This window comes from Flavobacterium sp. 9 (assembly GCF_002754195.1).
GTDB lineage: Bacteria > Bacteroidota > Bacteroidia > Flavobacteriales > Flavobacteriaceae > Flavobacterium.
Genome location: NZ_PEEU01000001.1, coordinates 774169 through 792440, shown reverse-complemented (window position 1 = coordinate 792440; position 18272 = coordinate 774169). Strand labels below are relative to the sequence as shown.

Below are 18272 nucleotides of genomic sequence, written 5' to 3'. Positions count from 1 at the left end.
CAAAAATGACTCAAATTTTATACTCTTATATCTGTGAAAGGAATCATAATTATCTTTTAACGAATTATCTGGATGGGTTTTCAGATGATTTTCAAAAAAAGATATTGGCTTACAGGCGTTGGCAAGACAGTCAGTTATCCTTATTAGGAAGATTGCTTTTGCGCCATGGTCTTCATCAAACGAGTAAGAATTTCGTAGAAGAAGATCTTAGCTATACGCTTTACAGTAAACCGTTTTTAAATAATACGACTACTAAATTTAATATATCACACTCAGGCGAAATTGTAGTTTGTGTTCTATCCGATAGAAATGATGTTGGAATAGATATTGAAATAATCCAAGATATAAATATCGAAGGATTTGAATCACAAATGACCAACAGAGAATGGGACAATCTCTCACTAAATGAAGATTCCAAAATTGCTTTTTTTGATTACTGGACACAAAAAGAAGCAGTTATCAAAGCAAATGGAAAAGGACTTTCAATTCCTTTAAAATCTTTTGAAGTAACGAATAATTATGCTAAAATAGAGAATGATGATTTTTTTGTTAAAGAAATTTTTCTCGATGAAAAATACAAGTGTCATTTGGCTTTTAAAGATAAGATAGATGTGATGATTGTTGGTCCTGACAGAATTATGATTCATGAATTATAATTGTTTTTCGAACGAGTATGGATATTTTGAAAGGCATGCCAAAAAAGAAAAAGCCTTTAAACAGTGATGTTTAAAGTTTTTGCAAAAATTGAAAAGTGTCCTAAAAGCAAAAAAACCTGCAAATCCTTGGATTTGCAGGTTTTACCACGTTTTTTATGGGTTTTTGAAAAGATTGAAAAACTTTCGTTTTCGCTTCTTTTACCCTTTTTGTGGGGAGAGCAGGATTCGAACTTTTAGCTTGAAACCACTGTATATCTCACTTTTATCTATGTCTTGAACCTCTGTGCACCGATTCTGCACCAAATTCAAATTATTACTATTTCAATATTAAATCATGCACAAAATTTAAATACTAACTAATTAACAGACAACAGTATTATTCTTTTTTTGTATCACAAATATATTAAAAATACAGAATATTTCGCAATATGAAATTAAAGTTCTGTGAAAGTCGCAAAAAAAATATCAACTCCACTGGAACCAGTCACCAAAAATTCGTACCATAAAAATGCAGTTATTTGTGTACCAATTGCTTATTAAAAACTCATTTGTAGTTTTTAGAGCTAAATTGCCAGCGTTTTAATGTATGTTGTAATGATTGGTGTTATAATGAAACAGGGGATTAAAAATGCCGTTTTGACTTTAAGCTTCTACATCCTGACCCCAGCGGAAGATTTGCTGGATAATCATATAAATTATCATTTCCTGAACTTTAAAATTTATAGACATTTTATTTTTTTTGTTGTAAGAATTTTATTAAATTTAAAACTTTTAGAAGTTATATTTTTATTCTGATAACGACTTCAATTTATAATAAGATAAGTTATGAATACAGATAAATGTTTAGAACTGGACGGGTCTACAAAATGTATTTCATCTACCAAGGATATTCGAAGCGAAATCAAATGCAATCACAGCACAGAGATTTTAGTTATCGGTACAAGCGCTGCAGGTATCAGCGCTGCCTACTGGTTAAGAAAATCCGGCAGGAAGGTGATACTGGCAGGCACGGCAATGCCTCACCAGAGCGGGTCCGGGAGGATTACAGCCAATATAGCAAACCCCATAACGTGTAGTTATTATGACATGTCAGACAGGATAGGGGTGAAAAAAGCGGCCAAAGTTCTCAAGAGTTACAAAAATGCATTAGAATGGACTGCCTCTGTAATAAGGCAGGAAGCAATACAATGCGGATATAAGGAAGTGAAGAGTTATTTATTTCCTTGTGCGGATGAAGATGACAGCAGGATGGACAAAGAATATGCCACTGCCCGGTCCCTGCGGCTGCCGGTAAAGATGCTTCATTCTATACCGTCTTGCAAGACGGCGGAAAACAAAAAATGTCTGCAGCTTTCCAGACAGTCCCAATTTGATGCTGCCTCATTTCTTAATGGGCTTCTTAAGGCATTTATAGAGCAGGGCGGGGTATTTTTTGACCACTCAAATGTTGAAAAAATCTCTGACCAAGGGGCAGATATTAACGGTTATTTCATACAATCGGACCATATTGTACTTGCTTGCGATATGCTGATCAACAAGCTGCCTCAGTTCTCGGCCAGACTCAATATGCAGAAAACGTACCGCATCGGAGTAAAAATTCCAAAGGGTACAATATCCTTTGGATTCTGGAGTGAAACCCGGCCTTTATATTCCCAGCTGGTTTCCGGACCCAATCATAATGCTGTAGTGGAAGCACTGGATTCCCAGTACGATCTTTTAACTGCAGAAGCTTTATATGATACATCAGCAAGATATGCGCCTGAAACAGAAAAAAGGGAGCAGAGAATGGAAAAGCTTGCTTTATGGACTAAAATGCATTTTCCTTCTTTCACCGCTGCTGACTGTAAATGGTCGGGAGAAATAATGCGGCCTTGCGATCTGCTGCCTTTGATAGGCAGAAGTTCAGCCGGCGGGAATATTTTTATTGTGAAAGGGTCTGCAGTAAACGAAATTTCGGACGGGGCATTAGGTGCCCTTATTATTAAGGATCTTATTAATGGAAAAAGAAACAGCTGTGAAAAATTATATGATCCGTCGCGGACTCCGCTGAGGAAAGCCGAAGAGGATACTAGTGAAATTCGCAGGGCTTCACTGGATAAGGCCCGAAAATGGCTTGCCTGGGATATTTCAACAGCTTCGGACCTGCCAGATGAAGAGGGCAGGATTATTACTGCGGGAGATGATAAAATTGCGGCCTACCGGGATAAAAGCGGAAAACTGCACCTCTATGAGGGAACCTGTCCCCACAGCGGTATGGACCTGGAATGGACTTGCAACAAAAAGTCGGACAAATTTTCTAAGACCTATGCTACACTTTCTATTTTATAAAATTCTAGTTCCATTTCTTTAGGTGTTTTATATCCCAAAGAAGAATGCAGACGTTTTCTATTATACCATACTTCTATATATTCAAAGACTGCTAATTTAGCTTCTTCAATGGTTGTGAATTTATGCTGATAGATAAGTTCTGCTTTAAGGGTCTTGAAAAAACTTTCAGCTACAGCATTATCCCAACAATTAGCTTTTCTACTCATACTTTGAGTGATTAAAGTATTTTTATTAATCAATTTTCTGAATTCTATCGAAGCATATTGTATTCCTCTATCTGAATGAAAAAGTAAAGATTCTGTTATTTCTCTTTTTGATACTGCCATTTTCCAAGCTGGAATAATCGTTTGATCGGTATACATTCGTGTGCTTAATGACCATCCTATAACCTGCCTGTCATATAAATCAATAATAGTAGTAAGATATAACCAGCCGGCAGCTGTTCTTATATAGGTTATATCAGACACCCAAACCTCATTAAGTGATTTTGGTGTAAAATTTCTATTGAGATGATTACTGCACACTGGATATCGATGATTAGAATCTGTGGTTACTTTAAAGCGTCTTTTAAGTTTACTTCTCCAGCCATTAAGAAGCATCAATTTAGCAACTTTCCTTTTGGATATTTTATATCCTTTTCTTTTTAGCTGTTCCGCTATTCTGGGACTTCCGTAAGTTTGACTGCTTAGATCAAAAACTTCTTTTATTAAATCTGTAAATAGACTATTTTCTATAAATCTATTAGAAGGACCGCCACTGAACCATCTATAATAACTACTTCGGCTTACTTTTAAAACGCTGCACATCTTTTCAATAGGATATAAATGTTTATAGCTGACTATAAATTGGTAGATTTCCCATCGCTCTTGGAAAAGATGTGAACGGCCTTTTTTAATATCTCAAGCTCTAATTCTTTTTCTTTAAGGGCTTTTCGTAATTGTTTTACTTCTAAAGAATCTATCTCTGTCTTTTTAGAAATAATTGGTTGTAGATTAGTAAATGTTTTTTGAGAAGACCTCCATTTATAAATACGCTCTACCTGGACGCCTAGTTCATCTGCTAATTCTTTGATGTTTTCTCGCTCGTAACTTAATCGTACTGCTGATGATTTAAACTCAGCACTGTAAACTCGTTTTTTCATAATTCTAAGATATTTATTTTTATTTAAACAGTCTTAAAATTTATGTCCCAGTAAATGTAGCAACTCCATTTTGCATTTGTACTTCTAATAGAAACATCAATGCAATCTTTTCTGTCTTTAACCTTGATAATTGCAACCAGCATTATTATATTTTCTATTATAGTGAGAATATTGGTCATGATAAACAATCTTCATCGGTGGAGATTTATACTGAAAAAATTAGAAAATAAGCGAAATAACTAACAATATCATGTCCTTCAAAATTCCTGTTGGAATTTATTTTTAATAAAAACCTCTCCTGGTTCTTTTTGACAAAATTCTAATAAATTTGAATATAATAAATCATAAAATATTTATATATCAATAAGTTCACCTTAATAAAAAAATAAATGAAAAATAAATTGCTGATTTTATTTAGTCTCTTGGCCTTGAATATTTTTGGGCAGGACAAAAACCACGACAGTATAACTGCAAACAAGAATATCAAATTTAAATACGAAGCATTGATTATCCCCGTCGCTTTAATCAGCTATGGAGTTATTGGGCTGGAAAGCCACACCCTTAAAGATATCAATACCGATACCAAAGCAGAACTCAATGAGCACATTGACGAGAAGTTCACTATTGATGATTTTTCGCAGTACAGTACTTTTCTATCTGTATATGCACTTAATGCAGCTGGGGTAAAAGGGAAAAATAATTTTAGGGACCGCACAGTTATTTTAACTACTGCCTATCTGATTATGGGCACAACAGTCAATATAATAAAACACACAGGAAACGAGATGCGCCCAGACAGGACTTCAAACAACTCATTTCCTTCCGGACATACGGCAACGGCTTTCATGGGTGCTGAGTTTTTGTACCAGGAATATAAAGATGTATCTGTCTGGTGTGGGATCTCTGGTTATTTGGTTGCAGCTGGAACCGGATTTTTTAGAATGTACAATGACAGACATTGGTTTAGTGATGTTGCCGCCGGAGCTGGTATTGGAATTTTAAGTACTAAAATAGCATATTGGATTCATCCTCTTATTATGAAATCAGTATTCAGAAAAAAAGAAAACCTAAACGGAGTAATTATGCCCACTTACAATGGAAAGCAATATGGTTTAGCAATGGCAATGACATTTTAGCGGCAAAAACAATACATATAAACTGCTGAACAGAAGTTGTAAGTTTCTCAGCAGATTACAGTAGTTAAAAACTTATAATTAGATAGAGCATTTTTATTCAAATCAGGCAAGAATGGTTCTTAAAAAGTTTCGTAACGACTATAAAAAAATAAACGTGCATAAATTGAATGATTTATGCACGTTTATTTTTTATTTTCAGAACTATTTATATTTAATATTTATGCTAATAATATCCGAAGTCATATTGGCAGTTCTGGTATAATGACCATAACGTATCTCGAAGGTATTCCAGTGTTTAAGACCAAAAAATCCATTAAGGGGAGTAAATTTCATTCCCATTCCAAAGAAACTGGTGTCAAACTTAGACAAATCATAGTTGCTGGTGTAGTAATGTTTCGAACTTAAGATTTTAAATATTTGTTTCACAGAGTTTTAATTTGGTTCCTGAAAATGATGCACCGATTCTGCACCCATATTTATAATAATGCTATTTAAATTTTTCCAGCTATCTAAACCCTTCTTTAATATACTCGAACCCTGACTAATTAGGTTTTGATTTTACTAGATTTTTGATTGTTCGAAATATATTGTGCCATGATTCTACCACAAAGATTAAAAGGGAAAAATTTATAAAAATAGCCTTAGCTTTTTGTGGCACTTTGGAGGCAAGTCCAAAGTTTATATCCATGATTAAGACAATAGCTTTTTGCACCTTTTTCCTTTTAACAGCATTGGCAGCCGATGCCCAGAACAGCAGACTGATGGCAAGTAGCTGCGAGGCAAAAAAGGAAGAGGCTGGAAGATGCACCGGAAGCGCCTACTGCAGCGCGTGCTCCAACTGCAGCAGATCCGCGCACTGTTCCGGCGGGGGAAGCTGCGTGGTAATCCCTTCCTATTTGGCGCCTGTGAGATATTTGGAATGGGCATTTATTTAAAAGAAACTGATTTTAGAAAAGCTTCAGGAACCTGTGGCTAATAAGTTTTGTGATGCTTGAGCAGGGATAAACAAAGATCAGTGGCAGGTATAGTTTTCATTAAAGACAATTAATAAATTTGTATTTTCTTTTTTAATAAAATAGCTATATTTGAGATTCATAACTAATTAAAAATTAAAAGTTAGGGACTTAAGACGGGTTTGAGAAGAATTGTAACATCATAAAAAAACCTAACCAGCGACGGCGAGATAGTTTTGGTAAAAATTGAATCTTAAAAGTTTAGTACTGAAGTGTGTGCCTATTAAAAAAAAAAATTAGGATGGAGTTGCTACATTTACTGGGACATAAATTTTAAGACTGTTTAAATAAAAATAAATATCTTAGAATTATGAAAAAACGAGTTTACAGTGCTGAGTTTAAATCATCAGCAGTACGATTAAGTTACGAGCGAGAAAACATCAAAGAATTAGCAGATGAACTAGGCGTCCAGGTAGAGCGTATTTATAAATGGAGGTCTTCTCAAAAAACATTTACTAATCTACAACCAATTATTTCTAAAAAGACAGAGATAGATTCTTTAGAAGTAAAACAATTACGAAAAGCCCTTAAAGAAAAAGAATTAGAGCTTGAGATATTAAAAAAGGCCGTTCACATCTTTTCCAAGAGCGATGGGAAATCTACCAATTTATAGTCAGCTATAAACATTTATATCCTATTGAAAAGATGTGCAGCGTTTTAAAAGTAAGCCGAAGTAGTTATTATAGATGGTTCAGTGGCGGTCCTTCTAATAGATTTATAGAAAATAGTCTATTTACAGATTTAATAAAAGAAGTTTTTGATCTAAGCAGTCAAACTTACGGAAGTCCCAGAATAGCGGAACAGCTAAAAAGAAAAGGATATAAAATATCCAAAAGGAAAGTTGCTAAATTGATGCTTCTTAATGGCTGGAGAAGTAAACTTAAAAGACGCTTTAAAGTAACCACAGATTCTAATCATCGATATCCAGTGTGCAGTAATCATCTCAATAGAAATTTTACACCAAAATCACTTAATGAGGTTTGGGTGTCTGATATAACCTATATAAGAACAGCTGCCGGCTGGTTATATCTTACTACTATTATTGATTTATATGACAGGCAGGTTATAGGATGGTCATTAAGCACACGAATGTATACCGATCAAACGATTATTCCAGCTTGGAAAATGGCAGTATCAAAAAGAGAAATAACAGAATCTTTACTTTTTCATTCAGATAGAGGAATACAATATGCTTCGATAGAATTCAGAAAATTGATTAATAAAAATACTTTAATCACTCAAAGTATGAGTAGAAAAGCTAATTGTTGGGATAATGCTGTAGCTGAAAGTTTTTTCAAGACCCTTAAAGCAGAACTTATCTATCAGCATAAATTCACAACCATTGAAGAAGCTAAATTAGCAGTCTTTGAATATATAGAAGTATGGTATAATAGAAAACGTCTGCATTCTTCTTTGGGATATAAAACACCTAAAGAAATGGAACTAGAATTTTATAAAATAGAAAGTGTAGCATAGGTCTTAGAAAATTTGTCCGACTTTTTGTTGCAAGTCCAATCATCGGATTTACTGGCTTTAAGACATTTTTTAAGGCTTTTTGAAAAGATTGAAAACTTACATTTTTTCGACTTTTCGGCCTTTCCGTGGGGAGAGCAGGATTCGAACCATAAGATGTGAACCCGCTTATTTCCTGCGTTTTTTATTTTTTAAAACCTATTGTGCCACGATGTTGCCACGAAAATAAAAGCGTCAATTTTTTGAATTTAGTAACGGTTTAAATAATTGATTGTCATTTATTTAAATTTTTGTTTTGTTGAATTTATAGTTCATTTTGATCACCGAACCAAAGTTATTCTTTTTTTGATAAAAATAACTGCTTTTTTGATAATTATTAGTTTTTTTTAGTTCAAGTAGTTCTAGGATTTTGAAGTTAGTCTTTGTCTACTCCATCTACTTATATTTTTAGTTTTTAATACTTTTTAGATTAACTGCCTCAGCTTTCTGTGCTAAAAAAGGTATCCCTTCCATATCTAGTGTGCCACGATTTTACCACGAAATTTTAATAATCATTTTTTTAAATAGATTATAAAATTTAACTTATTTAAAATGATTCTTATAATTTATTTTTTGTAATTCAAAATTAAACAATTTTATAACTAATCTTTTTTTTAGTAATATTCTATCTCAAAATAATTGAGGATTGATTTGTAATTATCCTGTGCGATAAGAAAGGTCTTGCGAATATTACTAAATCAGTTCCATTTTATAATTTGAAACAATAGTTTAAATTTTGAAATGAAAATTATCAATAACTTAGTTTAAAGTAAAAGCTAATAAATGATTTCTATCCCTAAAGAATTATATCATCTAAAGTTTATCGAATATCTTGAGTCTCTGGAGGTATTATATTTCATTGATAATCATTTTAAATTGATTTGTGATGAGTATTGTAGAAGTAAACAAAATGCAGATATATGTGATAGAAAAATTGAAAAATTTTTCTATCACATATTAAAAGAAGAAAATTTATCAAAGGAGCTAGAAGAAGAAATTGTCATTTATATTTTAAAAAAATCTTAGTTTTATTTTTTTGTCCGAAATCAAAATAGGCTTAGATTTAGTATGTCTAGTTGCACTTTTAGTATAATTCCATTATTAATTTTCGATAGTAGTTCTTTTTTATCAATTAGTTGGTATATCTTTAGCTTTGGATTTTTTGCTTTTTCAAAAATAGGTTGAATTGTCTTTTTTGTGAATTAATTTGATCAATATTTATTAGGTTAGTCTTAAAATTGCCCAGAGAAAACGATTGTTTTTTATTTGTAAAAGCGATCTCATAAAACCTTAAAACATTTTCTAATAAAACAAATTATTTAAAATGTAATTGCCTTTTCGAAAACATTTTTTAAGTAAAGGTGATATCGCTATACATCATCTCCATATAATTTACAATACTCATTTAAAAATCCTTATTTATTAGATTTTCTAAATTTTGGAAATGTCTATTTTGAAAAGGATTTAGAGCAGGCAATATTGTATGGGTTAGAAAAATTCATTCTTGGGCAAGGGAAGGGATTTACATTTGTGGAACGCCAAAAAAGAATGATTATAGATGGTGAAGATTTTAATTTAGATTTACTATTTTATCATCGTAAATTAAAAAGACTAGTAGCAATTGAATTAAAATTATGGAAATTCCAAGCTAAACATAAAAGACAAATGGAATTGTGTTTGTGATGGTTGGACAAGTAGGAAAAGAAAGAAGGTAAAAAAACACCAATTGGATTAATACTCTGCGCAGAAAGCAGTCGTAACTAGTGAATTACTTGAAATGCACAAAGATGGGATAATAGTTGCTGAATACTGGACCGATTTACCGCCTAAAGAGCAGTTTGAAGAAAAATAGAAAAAAAAATACCTTTCGGAATACATTTTAAATCCAATTATGAATTACTGGGGATACGATTGAAATTAAAGGACAATAAATTTTTAAATGACCTTTAAAATTAAAAAAGACTACTGCTAAATTTTTGCACAAAATTGCCCTTTTAGATGGCAGTTGCACATTCGAACCTAAATTCTCTAATGCTTACTTTTGCTGAATTTCTGCTTTTCTATAATAGCATATACCGTGAATCTGCCACAAAACTTTAATTGGTAAAATATCTATAAAAATCGCCTTAATTTTTTTGTGCAAAAAAGTTATCCACTCCCTTTTCTGCCATTTCGAATGGAAATATTTGTTGCGACTCATTAGCTAAGAGTTTGTTAAAATGCGTCTTTAATATTATTGTGTAAACAAAATTGTTTATTTTTGTATTATGAAAACGACTATAGATATCATTAAGGGAATTCATCCGGGCTTTGTACTGGAGCGGGAGCTGAAAAAACGCATGCTTGCTAAGGGACAGTTTGCCATCGAGCTTGGGGAATTCCCCCAGACCTTAACGGCTATAACCAAAGGAAAGCGAAGAATGAACATCCCTCTTGCCATGAAAATTGAGAAGTCACTCTGCATGGAGGAAGGGTTTTTTATGACCCTTCAGGTTTATTATGATATTGAAGAGCAGAAAAAAAAATTAAGCAGAAATAAAATAAATTTAAAGCCTGATCTTGATAAAATCAGAAAGATTATTTTCTGGGATACTGACATTAAGAAAATCGACTGGCAGAAACAAAAAAAAGCAGTTATAAAAAGGATTTTTGAAAGAGGTAATGAGAGTGAGAAGCAGGAAATCATCCGATTTTATCGCAGCGATGTTATAAACAAAGTAAAAACATCTAAATAATGCCATTACATTTTAATACCGTTACCCCGCTACTTAGAACGATCCTTGAGGATTTGATGCAGGCCGAGGAATTTGATTCTTTCAGACTGGTGGGAGGCACAGCACTGAGTTTGTATTATGGGCACAGGATGTCTGCGGATATTGACCTATTTAGTGATGCAGATTACGGAAGCCTTGATTTTAAGGCTATTGATGATTATCTGCGGGCTCATTATTTTTATGTGGACAGTATGGATATACGGCCTGTTGGTATGGGGAAGTCTTATTATGTGGGACGTAGTGCTGAGGAAAGTGTAAAGCTTGATTTGTATTATACCGATGAGTTTATTGATACTGTGCAAGAGTATGGAAGCATAAGGCTTGCCAGCAGATCAGAGATTGCGGCAATGAAACTCGACGTTGTTCAGAGAGGGGGAAGGAAGAAAGATTTCTGGGATATTGATATGCTCAGGAAAGATTTCAGCATAACTCAAATGTTTGCCCTGCACGAGCAAAGATATCCCTACACGCATGACCGCAAGCTTCTAATTGATCAGTTTACTGATTTTTCGGATGCTGATGAAGATTTCGAACCGCTATGTCTCAGAGGCAGACACTGGGAACTTATCAAACTCGATATGATCGAGCTGATTGCTGAGTTATAGCATTGGATTTAGAACGTATTTTCTAACTTGACTGAGTTATCAATGCAGTTATTATTGTCATTTAATGTAAAGCTGATTTTAGGTTACTTACTACCAGTCATATAATGATTGCATTGGAGAGATTTATCAGAATATTTATTCAAGTAACTTGTAATACTATATCGGTAAGCTGATTGTATATTCCCAAATGCTAGATAAAAAATATATGAACTTTGAACAGTTAACATCAATACAAAAGCAATCTTATTTTTCAAAAGTACAGAGTATCCTTCTAAAAAACTGTTTGTAAAATCTAATTTTTCTTTTCCGGAACTTGCTCAAGAATCTGAATTTAGCTTCATACTATTTCTTATTTAATTAATTTTTCAGAGGGCATTTTAACTTACTGTATATTAAGTTGTTACAATGTAAAGGTGCTAAATAAGTACCCAGTATTGTACTTTTTAATTAGAAAATCTGATTGACTCGAATGCAATGAACTATATAGGAGTTTCTATAAACTCAAATAACATCGGTTCTCTAGGATATTTAATATCTCTATATAAAAAAAGATGCTCATCTCTGAGCATCTTTAATATATAATATTTTTAAGACTACTTCATGTAATTTATTGTTTCTTGACTACCTAAATTAAGAAACTTACAGTCTTTAAAATATTAGAATTATCCTTTTTAATTGAAATGTAAAAATAAAAGTAATTGAAAGAAAAAATGGGTTCTTGAGGTTATAAAAATACCATAATAAGATTTTTAAAATCAAAACAGCTACTTCGCTCAAGCATTTTAAAGGAGGATCATTTTCAACATAAATTATTTTTTTGCTGACTCTACAGAGACTTTTCTAAATTCTTTGAATAGCTTTTCAAGTTCTAAACTTGATTTACGGGCTCTTGGTCCAGCAGCTTTAACACTTTTTTGAGTAAGAGTTTCAGATTCTGTTTTAAATGTTTCAATTTCAGCGTTGATTTTTACTAATAAATCTTTCATGATATTTTATATATTAAATTATAAAGCAAAACTAACAGTTTAGTTTGCCAAATAAAACTACTTTTTGTTTAAATTATTGCAATATATCGAGGCCAACTAAAAACTTAATCTCAATACCACAAAAGACTAAGGTTTCCCTTTAATGTTAAAACTAATTCTCTGTAAACAATTTATAAGGGGATACATTTGATGATCTATTTTTTTAAATGTTTCATAAAGCTCTCACAAAGGCACTCCCTTTCTATGGTGCGCCCCTAGACTATGTCAGATATGAAGAGGGCGGGTTGCTTGTAAATAAGATCAGACAAAAACCTTATTCTATTGTTCTGTTTGACGAAATTGAACAGGCATATACTTCTGTATATGATGTATTCCTGCAAATAATGGACCAGGGAAAGTTGCATGACCGATTAGGGAAAGAGCGTGATTTCTCGAAGGCATTCATTCTTTCCACTATATGCCGGAATACTTTCAATTACCATTATATTTTTTTAGTCCAGGTGCCAAAGGAAGCTCAGATATATGGTTAGAAATATCAATATTATTGATTTTTACATCTGATTTAGTTACAAAAACTACTGGATTTCGTGCTTCTAAATCAACTAAAAACGGAACACCAATTTCTATTTTTAAACTGCAAAAATCGCCAGTTCTATAATGAATTAAAGGAAGAAACGGAATTACCGCCACCGGTAACGACTAATTCGTCTCTTTCACCATATAGAAGTTTATAAACTAGGTGTTACGGTAAAAAGAAATATCAGTTTTATAAACTTGGTTTTATTCATTGTTGCCAGTTGTTCGTTTGTTTATCACTACTGTTTTGATTGCTTTGAGGTTTGCAAGCAATCAAAACAGAAAAACTAAATTTAGTATTAATTTTCAATTGAATTACTGCCGTTGAATTTTATATTTGAGACTTTTAAACTTTCGACTTATTTTGAGATAAATCAGCAAAAAAAGTTTAATTAAAATTGATATGGGAATTTAGAGTTTTTATACTTTTTTAATTTTTGAAAGGGAACTAAAAAAGGCTTCGCACAAGCTTTCATTGCGTGTGGGAAACTGGGGGTGAATTCTATGCCTTTTTCGGTGTAAACCCAATTTCCAGAACTCCACCACCAATCTAAATTTGTCATATCACAAGACCATTCAGGAGTTGGTTTTTTAAAATGCTGTTCGCTATTTATAATTGCATATAGTTTAGGCGCAAAATAGGTCTGCTTGTACTTGACAAAATGGTCAAAATTGCTTTCTTTTTCAGTTGTAACACTTTTGTCAAAAGCAATTATATTGTCTATACCATAATTTTTTCCAGTATTCAAATCAATTAAATAGCCTTCCGTTCCATGGTCAGGATAAGGTCCTCCGCAATGCCATTCGGAAGATATTTTAAAACCAAGTAAATTGTTGCTTAAAAAGGTTATAGATGTGTCATATTCTATGTATCCTGGTAAAGTATTGTGCAGATTAAAAGAACAATTAAACTGATCTAAGATGTTTTCAATTTGCATTTTTTCTAAAAGGGGATTGACTACGTTTTTGCTTTTCTCTGAAAAATTATCTCCTAATCTAAAAAAGCGAACATTACAGTGTTTTTCGGTGTACCAAACAATTTTTTTGTTTTTGTAAACTGTCGTTTTTTGTTTTTTGAATTCAAATAATTTGAATCTTATCAAATTTAATTTTTCATCCAAATAATTTTCTGACAAAGTCGATTTGTAATTAGAAAAATCAATAGGTGAGAGTTTTACGGCAAATGTCTTTCCTTGAGTATTACTCCATGTTCCTTTAAAAGTAGCTTTTCCTATTTTTTTTAAAACGAATTTCTCCATTTGTGAATCTCCACTTTTAAGGATAAAAGTAAAATCATCATTTTCTCTTGTTCCTTCTAAAGGAATGTCTTTTAATGAACTTTGATAGAAATAGGTAGCTTCAGGTTCCGAGCTATCGAATGTTGTTATTTTCATATAGATTTTATTTTTTGCCAAAGTTCCTTCCAAATAAAATTCTTTTTTTTGACAAAACCCGATTATAGTATAGAGGGCGAAAAATAATAAAAGTGCTTTTTTCATATGTAGATAATATTTTTTTTGTTGGATATATAATTCGCATATCATCATTAGTCGTTGCGACCAATTTAGAGTTATGCTCATTTCATAGATAATGTAACCAAGAGTTAGATTTGCATTTTGTTGTTTGTCAGGAGGCCTAACAGGTTTTAAAAACCTGTTAGGCTAATTTACTTTGTCCGATAGTTTACATACATTTGAAGCTGATCGATATCTTGGAGTGTAAGTTTGTGTGTCTTGATTTCTATTCTATTCTCAAGGATCATACATGGTTTTCAACGAATCTCGGTTCGGGAATTATATCTCAATCTAAACTAATCACACCAAGTAATCACAAAAAAGAAAATCAATAGCAATACAATATCAATAATAAATTTTCCATTTTACATAAATAATTGTATTTATACAAAAAGAAATTATCCATAAAACAACCTCTTTTTGTTATATAAAGCTTTGGCTTTTAAAGCTATATTTTATCTAAAATCTCTGTACGTAGCAATTAGAGATACAAATACTATAGATACAAATATTACCAAGGTAATCAACATTATAATAACAATAGATTTATAATGTGATTTTAGATATTCAAAGGAATTGGTTAATGCTTGTGAATCATTATTTCTAAAAGCTCTTTTAGCATTTACTGCAAATTTATTTAAATAATACACAGGAAAAAAATTAAGTGCTGTTACACAAATTTGTATAAAGGCTTCTATTGCTTCCAAAAAACTTGGTGTTGAACTCATTTCAGAATCAGTGATCTCTCTCGAGGAAAAGATATCTGCTTGAGAAGCAGTAGATAAAAGTATAAGACTAACCGCGACATAGCCTGCAATCGATAAAAGATAAGCCCACTTTGCGGTTTCTTTCAAAATTGTTGTTGCAGTTTGGTTTAATTCAAACTCAAATTCATGTACATAAGTTTCTTCCATGTTTAATTATTTTATTTAATATCCTTTTTATTTTAAAAACAAATAACTAAAAAACAAATACAATTTTAAGTAAAAAAAAGACAAAAAAATATTGAATTAAAGCTATTGTAAGATCTGCCTAAATCATACTAACGTGCAGAATATGAAAACTAAAAGGGCATAAAATAGATTCTCTAAAGTTTTGTTTTTAATTGGTGAAGATATTAATAATTTTTGGTGTCTAATTTTTTCATTTCTCAAGTAAGATCATATACATAATTAAAAATTAGTGTCTAACAGCTACATGGCTTTCAAAAATACATTAGGCAAAGAGGACGATAAATAGCCCAAAAGATCAAGTGCTTATGTAATAATCGCTGGCTATGTCTTGCGATTTTTCCTCCATAGAAACACCACTCCAAATAATCACGGGGAAGCAGGCTGTTGATGTATTTACGTATGAAAACGAAGAGAGATTTTTTCTTCAACTGCATTGCTTGTCATTGGGGATTAATATCCTCCGCCGTCATAAACCACACCACTGCTCTTCGAATAGTTCGTGAAATTTCTCGAAACAATCTCCATTTGTATGCCGCAATGGTCGTGTCAATCTCTCTCTGAAATACAGCGTGCATGTTAGTTTCAGAGTAAGCATTAGCAAGGGCTTACTTGGTTTGCGATCGTTGTTGTAGTTCAGGTCTTTTTCATAAAGGGGTAAAAATGCATGTTGTCATTCTCTTTTAAAGATGTATATAAATGCTAGACAGGTATCATTTCGTTGCAATTTTCGTAAAGTGGAATAATTTCAAAATACCTTATTTCCTTTTCTATATTATAATTTCAATATGTCGAACTATGTTCGTTGTCTTTCTAGTCCTTTTATTGACTTGTTGTATTGATTTTGATCATAATATAAATCCTTTTCATGTAAACCGGCTCTGTCTAACACTTTTGAAGTTTATCATTCTGTCTAATTATTGTTCAATTTAGGTTTTTTTGGTTTCGATTCCAGAAAGTGATCAAAATTGTCTTTTGTAATATGAATTTTTGTGAAAAGTGTGCTTAGTTTTGATGTGAATTAATTTATTTTTTGTTTCCTTTTATTAAGTCCATCTATAAAATTGCCGTGAACTTGTGTATGTACAAAAAACAATATTCTCGCATATATTTTTTTTTGAGGAGATTTTGAAAAAAAAAGTTTTTTTTATTATAGAAATCTATTATTTAAAAAGATATCTGATTAGTTTTTAGTGTTTAGAAAAAAAATCGCTTAAAATCTTTTTTGAACAAAATATTTCTAAAACTCGACATTTATACTTTTAACATGTTATATACTGAATTTAGAAAACACTATAATAATCCTAAACTGGTTTAATTTACATTCAATTAAATTCTAAACAAGTCATCATAGATAAATCTAACTGAGACGCGAAAATTGTAAATCCAGTCCTCTTTTCTTTAGAATGCAAACTATCTAGTAGATTCTTAAATATAAGTATTGAATATGTATAATAAGTGAGGGATAGCGTATTTTTATTAGTGGTTTGGGAATTGTGTAAATTGTGTGTTTTTTGTTTTTCGAACTTAAGTAGTATTGATAGATGGTTAGTACTTGTCAATTAAAGTTAACTTTAAAGGGATGATGCATGATATTTATCCCTTTTATTTTTAGGGTTTAAAAATGAATAAAATGGAAGCTAGTGTCAAAAGTTTGGTTTGGCAGAAAGGTAAGTAATGTATGTGGAGGAAAACTCATAAAACTTGGCTTTACTTCAGGAAGACGAGATTTAAATGTTTAAATTATAACAAAAACAAAAGTAGAGTGCTCCACTAGTGCGGCTTATAGGATTAGGGATAAGAGGTATTGTGAGAATACTAAAAGTTTCAAGCATAACATTGGTAAAAAAAAATGTCTGCATTGTTTGCGAAGTTCATTATATCATGGATAGGATATTGTAAGCTTAGATTTGTTTTAAGTGATGGATGATTAGACTTTTAGTTCTGTTTTTATGGCTTTTTAAGACGGTTTGTTAATGTGAATTTTGTCTAATATTGCATTCAGTTATAAAAAGATATGTTTTTATCCGGCATATATAATTGTGAGCGGCCAAACGAAAAGGCAATAAGGAAAGAAATAATTACATAAGAAGAATTTAGAAAATCAGTTTTTGCGGAAATCCCGACAATTTTTACTTAATAAAAGGTGACTTTTAGTTTTGAACGCTACTGGGGAGACGTTTTTTTCGGGTTCAATACTATTAGAAAACTTCAAAGTTTTTAATGATAATGAAAAACAAAAAAGAGTTTGAATTATGGGACAAAGACCGCATACGTAAGAAGAAGAAAATAAAAAGAAACCAACATGAAATTAGCCATGATTGGTTCAGTGATACGCTTATTAGCTCAGGGGCATTTTATAGATAGAAAGATTTAAACTAAAAGAAGTTTGTAAAAAAGCCTTTGCAAAAATGGGTCTAATAATATATCAATGAACAAAATATTTATTTTAATGCTCTTATTTATTTTAAACTGTTGTAAAATGGAGTATAACAAACAACTAAAATCAGATAATACAAAAGATGAAATACTCCACGAGAAAAAATTAGATACATGCCGTTAGAAATATTTAAAAACGAAACTAATTTTGACCGCTTCTGACAACAAATTATTACTGACACCGGGTCAGATACTTTGAGCGCTATTGCGCCGAGCTGTATTTGCATAAGGACGATGGGCTGCCGGGAGTGATTGGCGCATTATTCTTCGAGCGTGGCTCCAAGGCCGGTATTTGGCAAAGCATTCTTACCTGCTTCGACCGCTTTGAAAAGATGTTCGCCGAACATTTGAAGGGGCGGTAAGGACGTCTTCTTGGTAAAATTCAGTAAGCGCTAACCAAGAGGACTGGAAGTGATCCGGTGAGCGATTCTGGAAACTTCGCCATACCCAAAAGTAAGTGTTATGCGGCTCCAATGCCGCCGATTAGTTCACAAAATATTAAAATAAGCAAATAACTTTACAGCTCTATTATATGGAACCTGACAACATATTGAATTTAGACCAAAACTTGGAATCAACTTGGCAGATGTATTCTGACTTCTTAGAAAGGCATTTATTAACTGATGCGAGTTACTTACTTGA

At 32.1% G+C, this 18272-nt stretch carries 15 protein-coding genes and 2 pseudogenes; 11 read left to right on the top strand and 6 right to left on the bottom strand.

From position 1 onward, the window contains the following. Window positions 1-5 precede the first annotated feature (5 nt). Together CLU81_RS02960 and CLU81_RS02950 are read left to right on the top strand one after the other, a co-directional pair. The gene (locus tag CLU81_RS02960; protein ID WP_099708461.1) at window positions 6-656 is read left to right on the top strand and encodes a 4'-phosphopantetheinyl transferase superfamily protein; all 651 of its coding nucleotides are present in this window, start codon (window positions 6-8) and stop codon (window positions 654-656) included. 825 nt (window positions 657-1481) lie between these two features. Next, window positions 1482-2984, top strand: coding sequence for an FAD-dependent oxidoreductase (locus CLU81_RS02950; RefSeq protein WP_099708459.1), 1503 nt, complete (start codon window positions 1482-1484; stop codon window positions 2982-2984). On the opposite strand, the gene CLU81_RS02945 is transcribed toward CLU81_RS02950, so the two are convergent. Then, on the bottom strand, window positions 2960-3826 hold the full coding sequence (locus CLU81_RS02945) for an IS3 family transposase (RefSeq protein ID WP_233209776.1): 867 nt from the start codon (window positions 3824-3826) through the stop codon (window positions 2960-2962). The genes CLU81_RS02950 and CLU81_RS02945 overlap by 25 nt on opposite strands. Continuing rightward, window positions 3823-4125 carry a transposase gene (locus CLU81_RS02940; RefSeq protein WP_099707978.1) on the bottom strand — a complete coding sequence of 101 codons (303 nt, stop codon included), beginning with the start codon at window positions 4123-4125 and terminating at the stop codon, window positions 3823-3825. Before CLU81_RS02940 ends, CLU81_RS02945 begins: the two co-directional genes overlap by 4 nt. Window positions 4126-4628: 503 nt before the next feature. Here CLU81_RS02940 and CLU81_RS02935 point away from each other — a divergent pair. After that, on the top strand, window positions 4629-5261 hold the full coding sequence (locus CLU81_RS02935) for a phosphatase PAP2 family protein (protein WP_369804777.1): 633 nt from the start codon (window positions 4629-4631) through the stop codon (window positions 5259-5261). 201 nt (window positions 5262-5462) lie between these two features. On the opposite strand, the gene CLU81_RS02930 is transcribed toward CLU81_RS02935, so the two are convergent. Continuing rightward, window positions 5463-5687 carry a hypothetical protein gene (locus CLU81_RS02930; RefSeq protein WP_199174544.1) on the bottom strand — a complete coding sequence of 75 codons (225 nt, stop codon included), beginning with the start codon at window positions 5685-5687 and terminating at the stop codon, window positions 5463-5465. 897 nt (window positions 5688-6584) lie between these two features. Here CLU81_RS02930 and CLU81_RS02920 point away from each other — a divergent pair. The 6 genes and pseudogenes from CLU81_RS02920 (at window position 6585) to CLU81_RS02895 (ending at window position 11165) form a co-directional block, all read left to right on the top strand. Beyond that, a complete protein-coding gene (locus CLU81_RS02920) occupies window positions 6585-6887 on the top strand; it encodes a transposase (RefSeq protein ID WP_099707978.1) in 303 nt (100 codons plus the stop codon). Continuing rightward, window positions 6830-7750 carry an IS3 family transposase gene (locus CLU81_RS02915; RefSeq protein WP_144444448.1) on the top strand — a complete coding sequence of 307 codons (921 nt, stop codon included), beginning with the start codon at window positions 6830-6832 and terminating at the stop codon, window positions 7748-7750. Before CLU81_RS02920 ends, CLU81_RS02915 begins: the two co-directional genes overlap by 58 nt. Window positions 7751-8569: 819 nt before the next feature. Next, window positions 8570-8812, top strand: coding sequence for a hypothetical protein (locus tag CLU81_RS02910; protein ID WP_099708457.1), 243 nt, complete (start codon window positions 8570-8572; stop codon window positions 8810-8812). 435 nt (window positions 8813-9247) lie between these two features. Beyond that, a pseudogene (locus CLU81_RS27070) lies at window positions 9248-9469 on the top strand (PDDEXK nuclease domain-containing protein); the annotation flags it as partial. A 584-nt stretch (window positions 9470-10053) separates the two neighbouring features. Further along, on the top strand, window positions 10054-10521 hold the full coding sequence (locus CLU81_RS02900; protein ID WP_099708456.1) for a plasmid maintenance system antidote protein: 468 nt from the start codon (window positions 10054-10056) through the stop codon (window positions 10519-10521). Beyond that, entirely contained in the window at window positions 10521-11165 is a 645-nt protein-coding gene (locus CLU81_RS02895; RefSeq protein WP_099708455.1) for a nucleotidyl transferase AbiEii/AbiGii toxin family protein, read from the top strand. Before CLU81_RS02900 ends, CLU81_RS02895 begins: the two co-directional genes overlap by 1 nt. 809 nt (window positions 11166-11974) lie before the next feature. Here the strand turns inward: CLU81_RS02895 and CLU81_RS02890 are convergent. Then, the gene (locus CLU81_RS02890; RefSeq protein WP_099708454.1) at window positions 11975-12151 is read right to left on the bottom strand and encodes a histone H1; all 177 of its coding nucleotides are present in this window, start codon (window positions 12149-12151) and stop codon (window positions 11975-11977) included. A 242-nt stretch (window positions 12152-12393) separates the two neighbouring features. On the opposite strand from CLU81_RS02890, the pseudogene CLU81_RS02885 reads away from it, so the two are divergent. Together CLU81_RS02885 and CLU81_RS26940 are read left to right on the top strand one after the other, a co-directional pair. Next, window positions 12394-12606 (top strand): annotated as a pseudogene (locus CLU81_RS02885) (AAA family ATPase); the annotation flags it as partial. Window positions 12607-12608: 2 nt separating this feature from the next. Beyond that, window positions 12609-12809: a hypothetical protein gene (locus CLU81_RS26940; RefSeq protein ID WP_199174615.1), complete on the top strand. Its 201-nt coding sequence runs from the start codon at window positions 12609-12611 to the stop codon at window positions 12807-12809. A 310-nt stretch (window positions 12810-13119) separates the two neighbouring features. Here CLU81_RS26940 and CLU81_RS02880 read toward each other — a convergent pair whose 3' ends face one another. Further along, window positions 13120-14121, bottom strand: coding sequence for a hypothetical protein (locus tag CLU81_RS02880; RefSeq protein WP_233209642.1), 1002 nt, complete (start codon window positions 14119-14121; stop codon window positions 13120-13122). A gap of 575 nt (window positions 14122-14696) precedes the next feature. After that, on the bottom strand, window positions 14697-15155 hold the full coding sequence (locus CLU81_RS02875; RefSeq protein WP_099708452.1) for a hypothetical protein: 459 nt from the start codon (window positions 15153-15155) through the stop codon (window positions 14697-14699). Between the last annotated feature and the right edge of the window lie 3117 nt (window positions 15156-18272).

Coding starts and splice junctions, on each gene's coding strand:
- CLU81_RS02960 (WP_099708461.1), top strand. CDS start 6: ATGACTCAAATTTTATACTCTTATATCTGTGAAAGGAATCATAATTAT.
- CLU81_RS02950 (WP_099708459.1), top strand. CDS start 1,482: ATGAATACAGATAAATGTTTAGAACTGGACGGGTCTACAAAATGTATT.
- CLU81_RS02940 (WP_099707978.1), bottom strand. CDS start 4,125: ATGAAAAAACGAGTTTACAGTGCTGAGTTTAAATCATCAGCAGTACGA.
- CLU81_RS02920 (WP_099707978.1), top strand. CDS start 6,585: ATGAAAAAACGAGTTTACAGTGCTGAGTTTAAATCATCAGCAGTACGA.
- CLU81_RS02910 (WP_099708457.1), top strand. CDS start 8,570: ATGATTTCTATCCCTAAAGAATTATATCATCTAAAGTTTATCGAATAT.
- CLU81_RS02900 (WP_099708456.1), top strand. CDS start 10,054: ATGAAAACGACTATAGATATCATTAAGGGAATTCATCCGGGCTTTGTA.
- CLU81_RS02895 (WP_099708455.1), top strand. CDS start 10,521: ATGCCATTACATTTTAATACCGTTACCCCGCTACTTAGAACGATCCTT.
- CLU81_RS02890 (WP_099708454.1), bottom strand. CDS start 12,151: ATGAAAGATTTATTAGTAAAAATCAACGCTGAAATTGAAACATTTAAA.
- CLU81_RS26940 (WP_199174615.1), top strand. CDS start 12,609: ATGCCGGAATACTTTCAATTACCATTATATTTTTTTAGTCCAGGTGCC.
- CLU81_RS02880 (WP_233209642.1), bottom strand. CDS start 14,121: ATGAAAATAACAACATTCGATAGCTCGGAACCTGAAGCTACCTATTTC.
- CLU81_RS02875 (WP_099708452.1), bottom strand. CDS start 15,155: ATGGAAGAAACTTATGTACATGAATTTGAGTTTGAATTAAACCAAACT.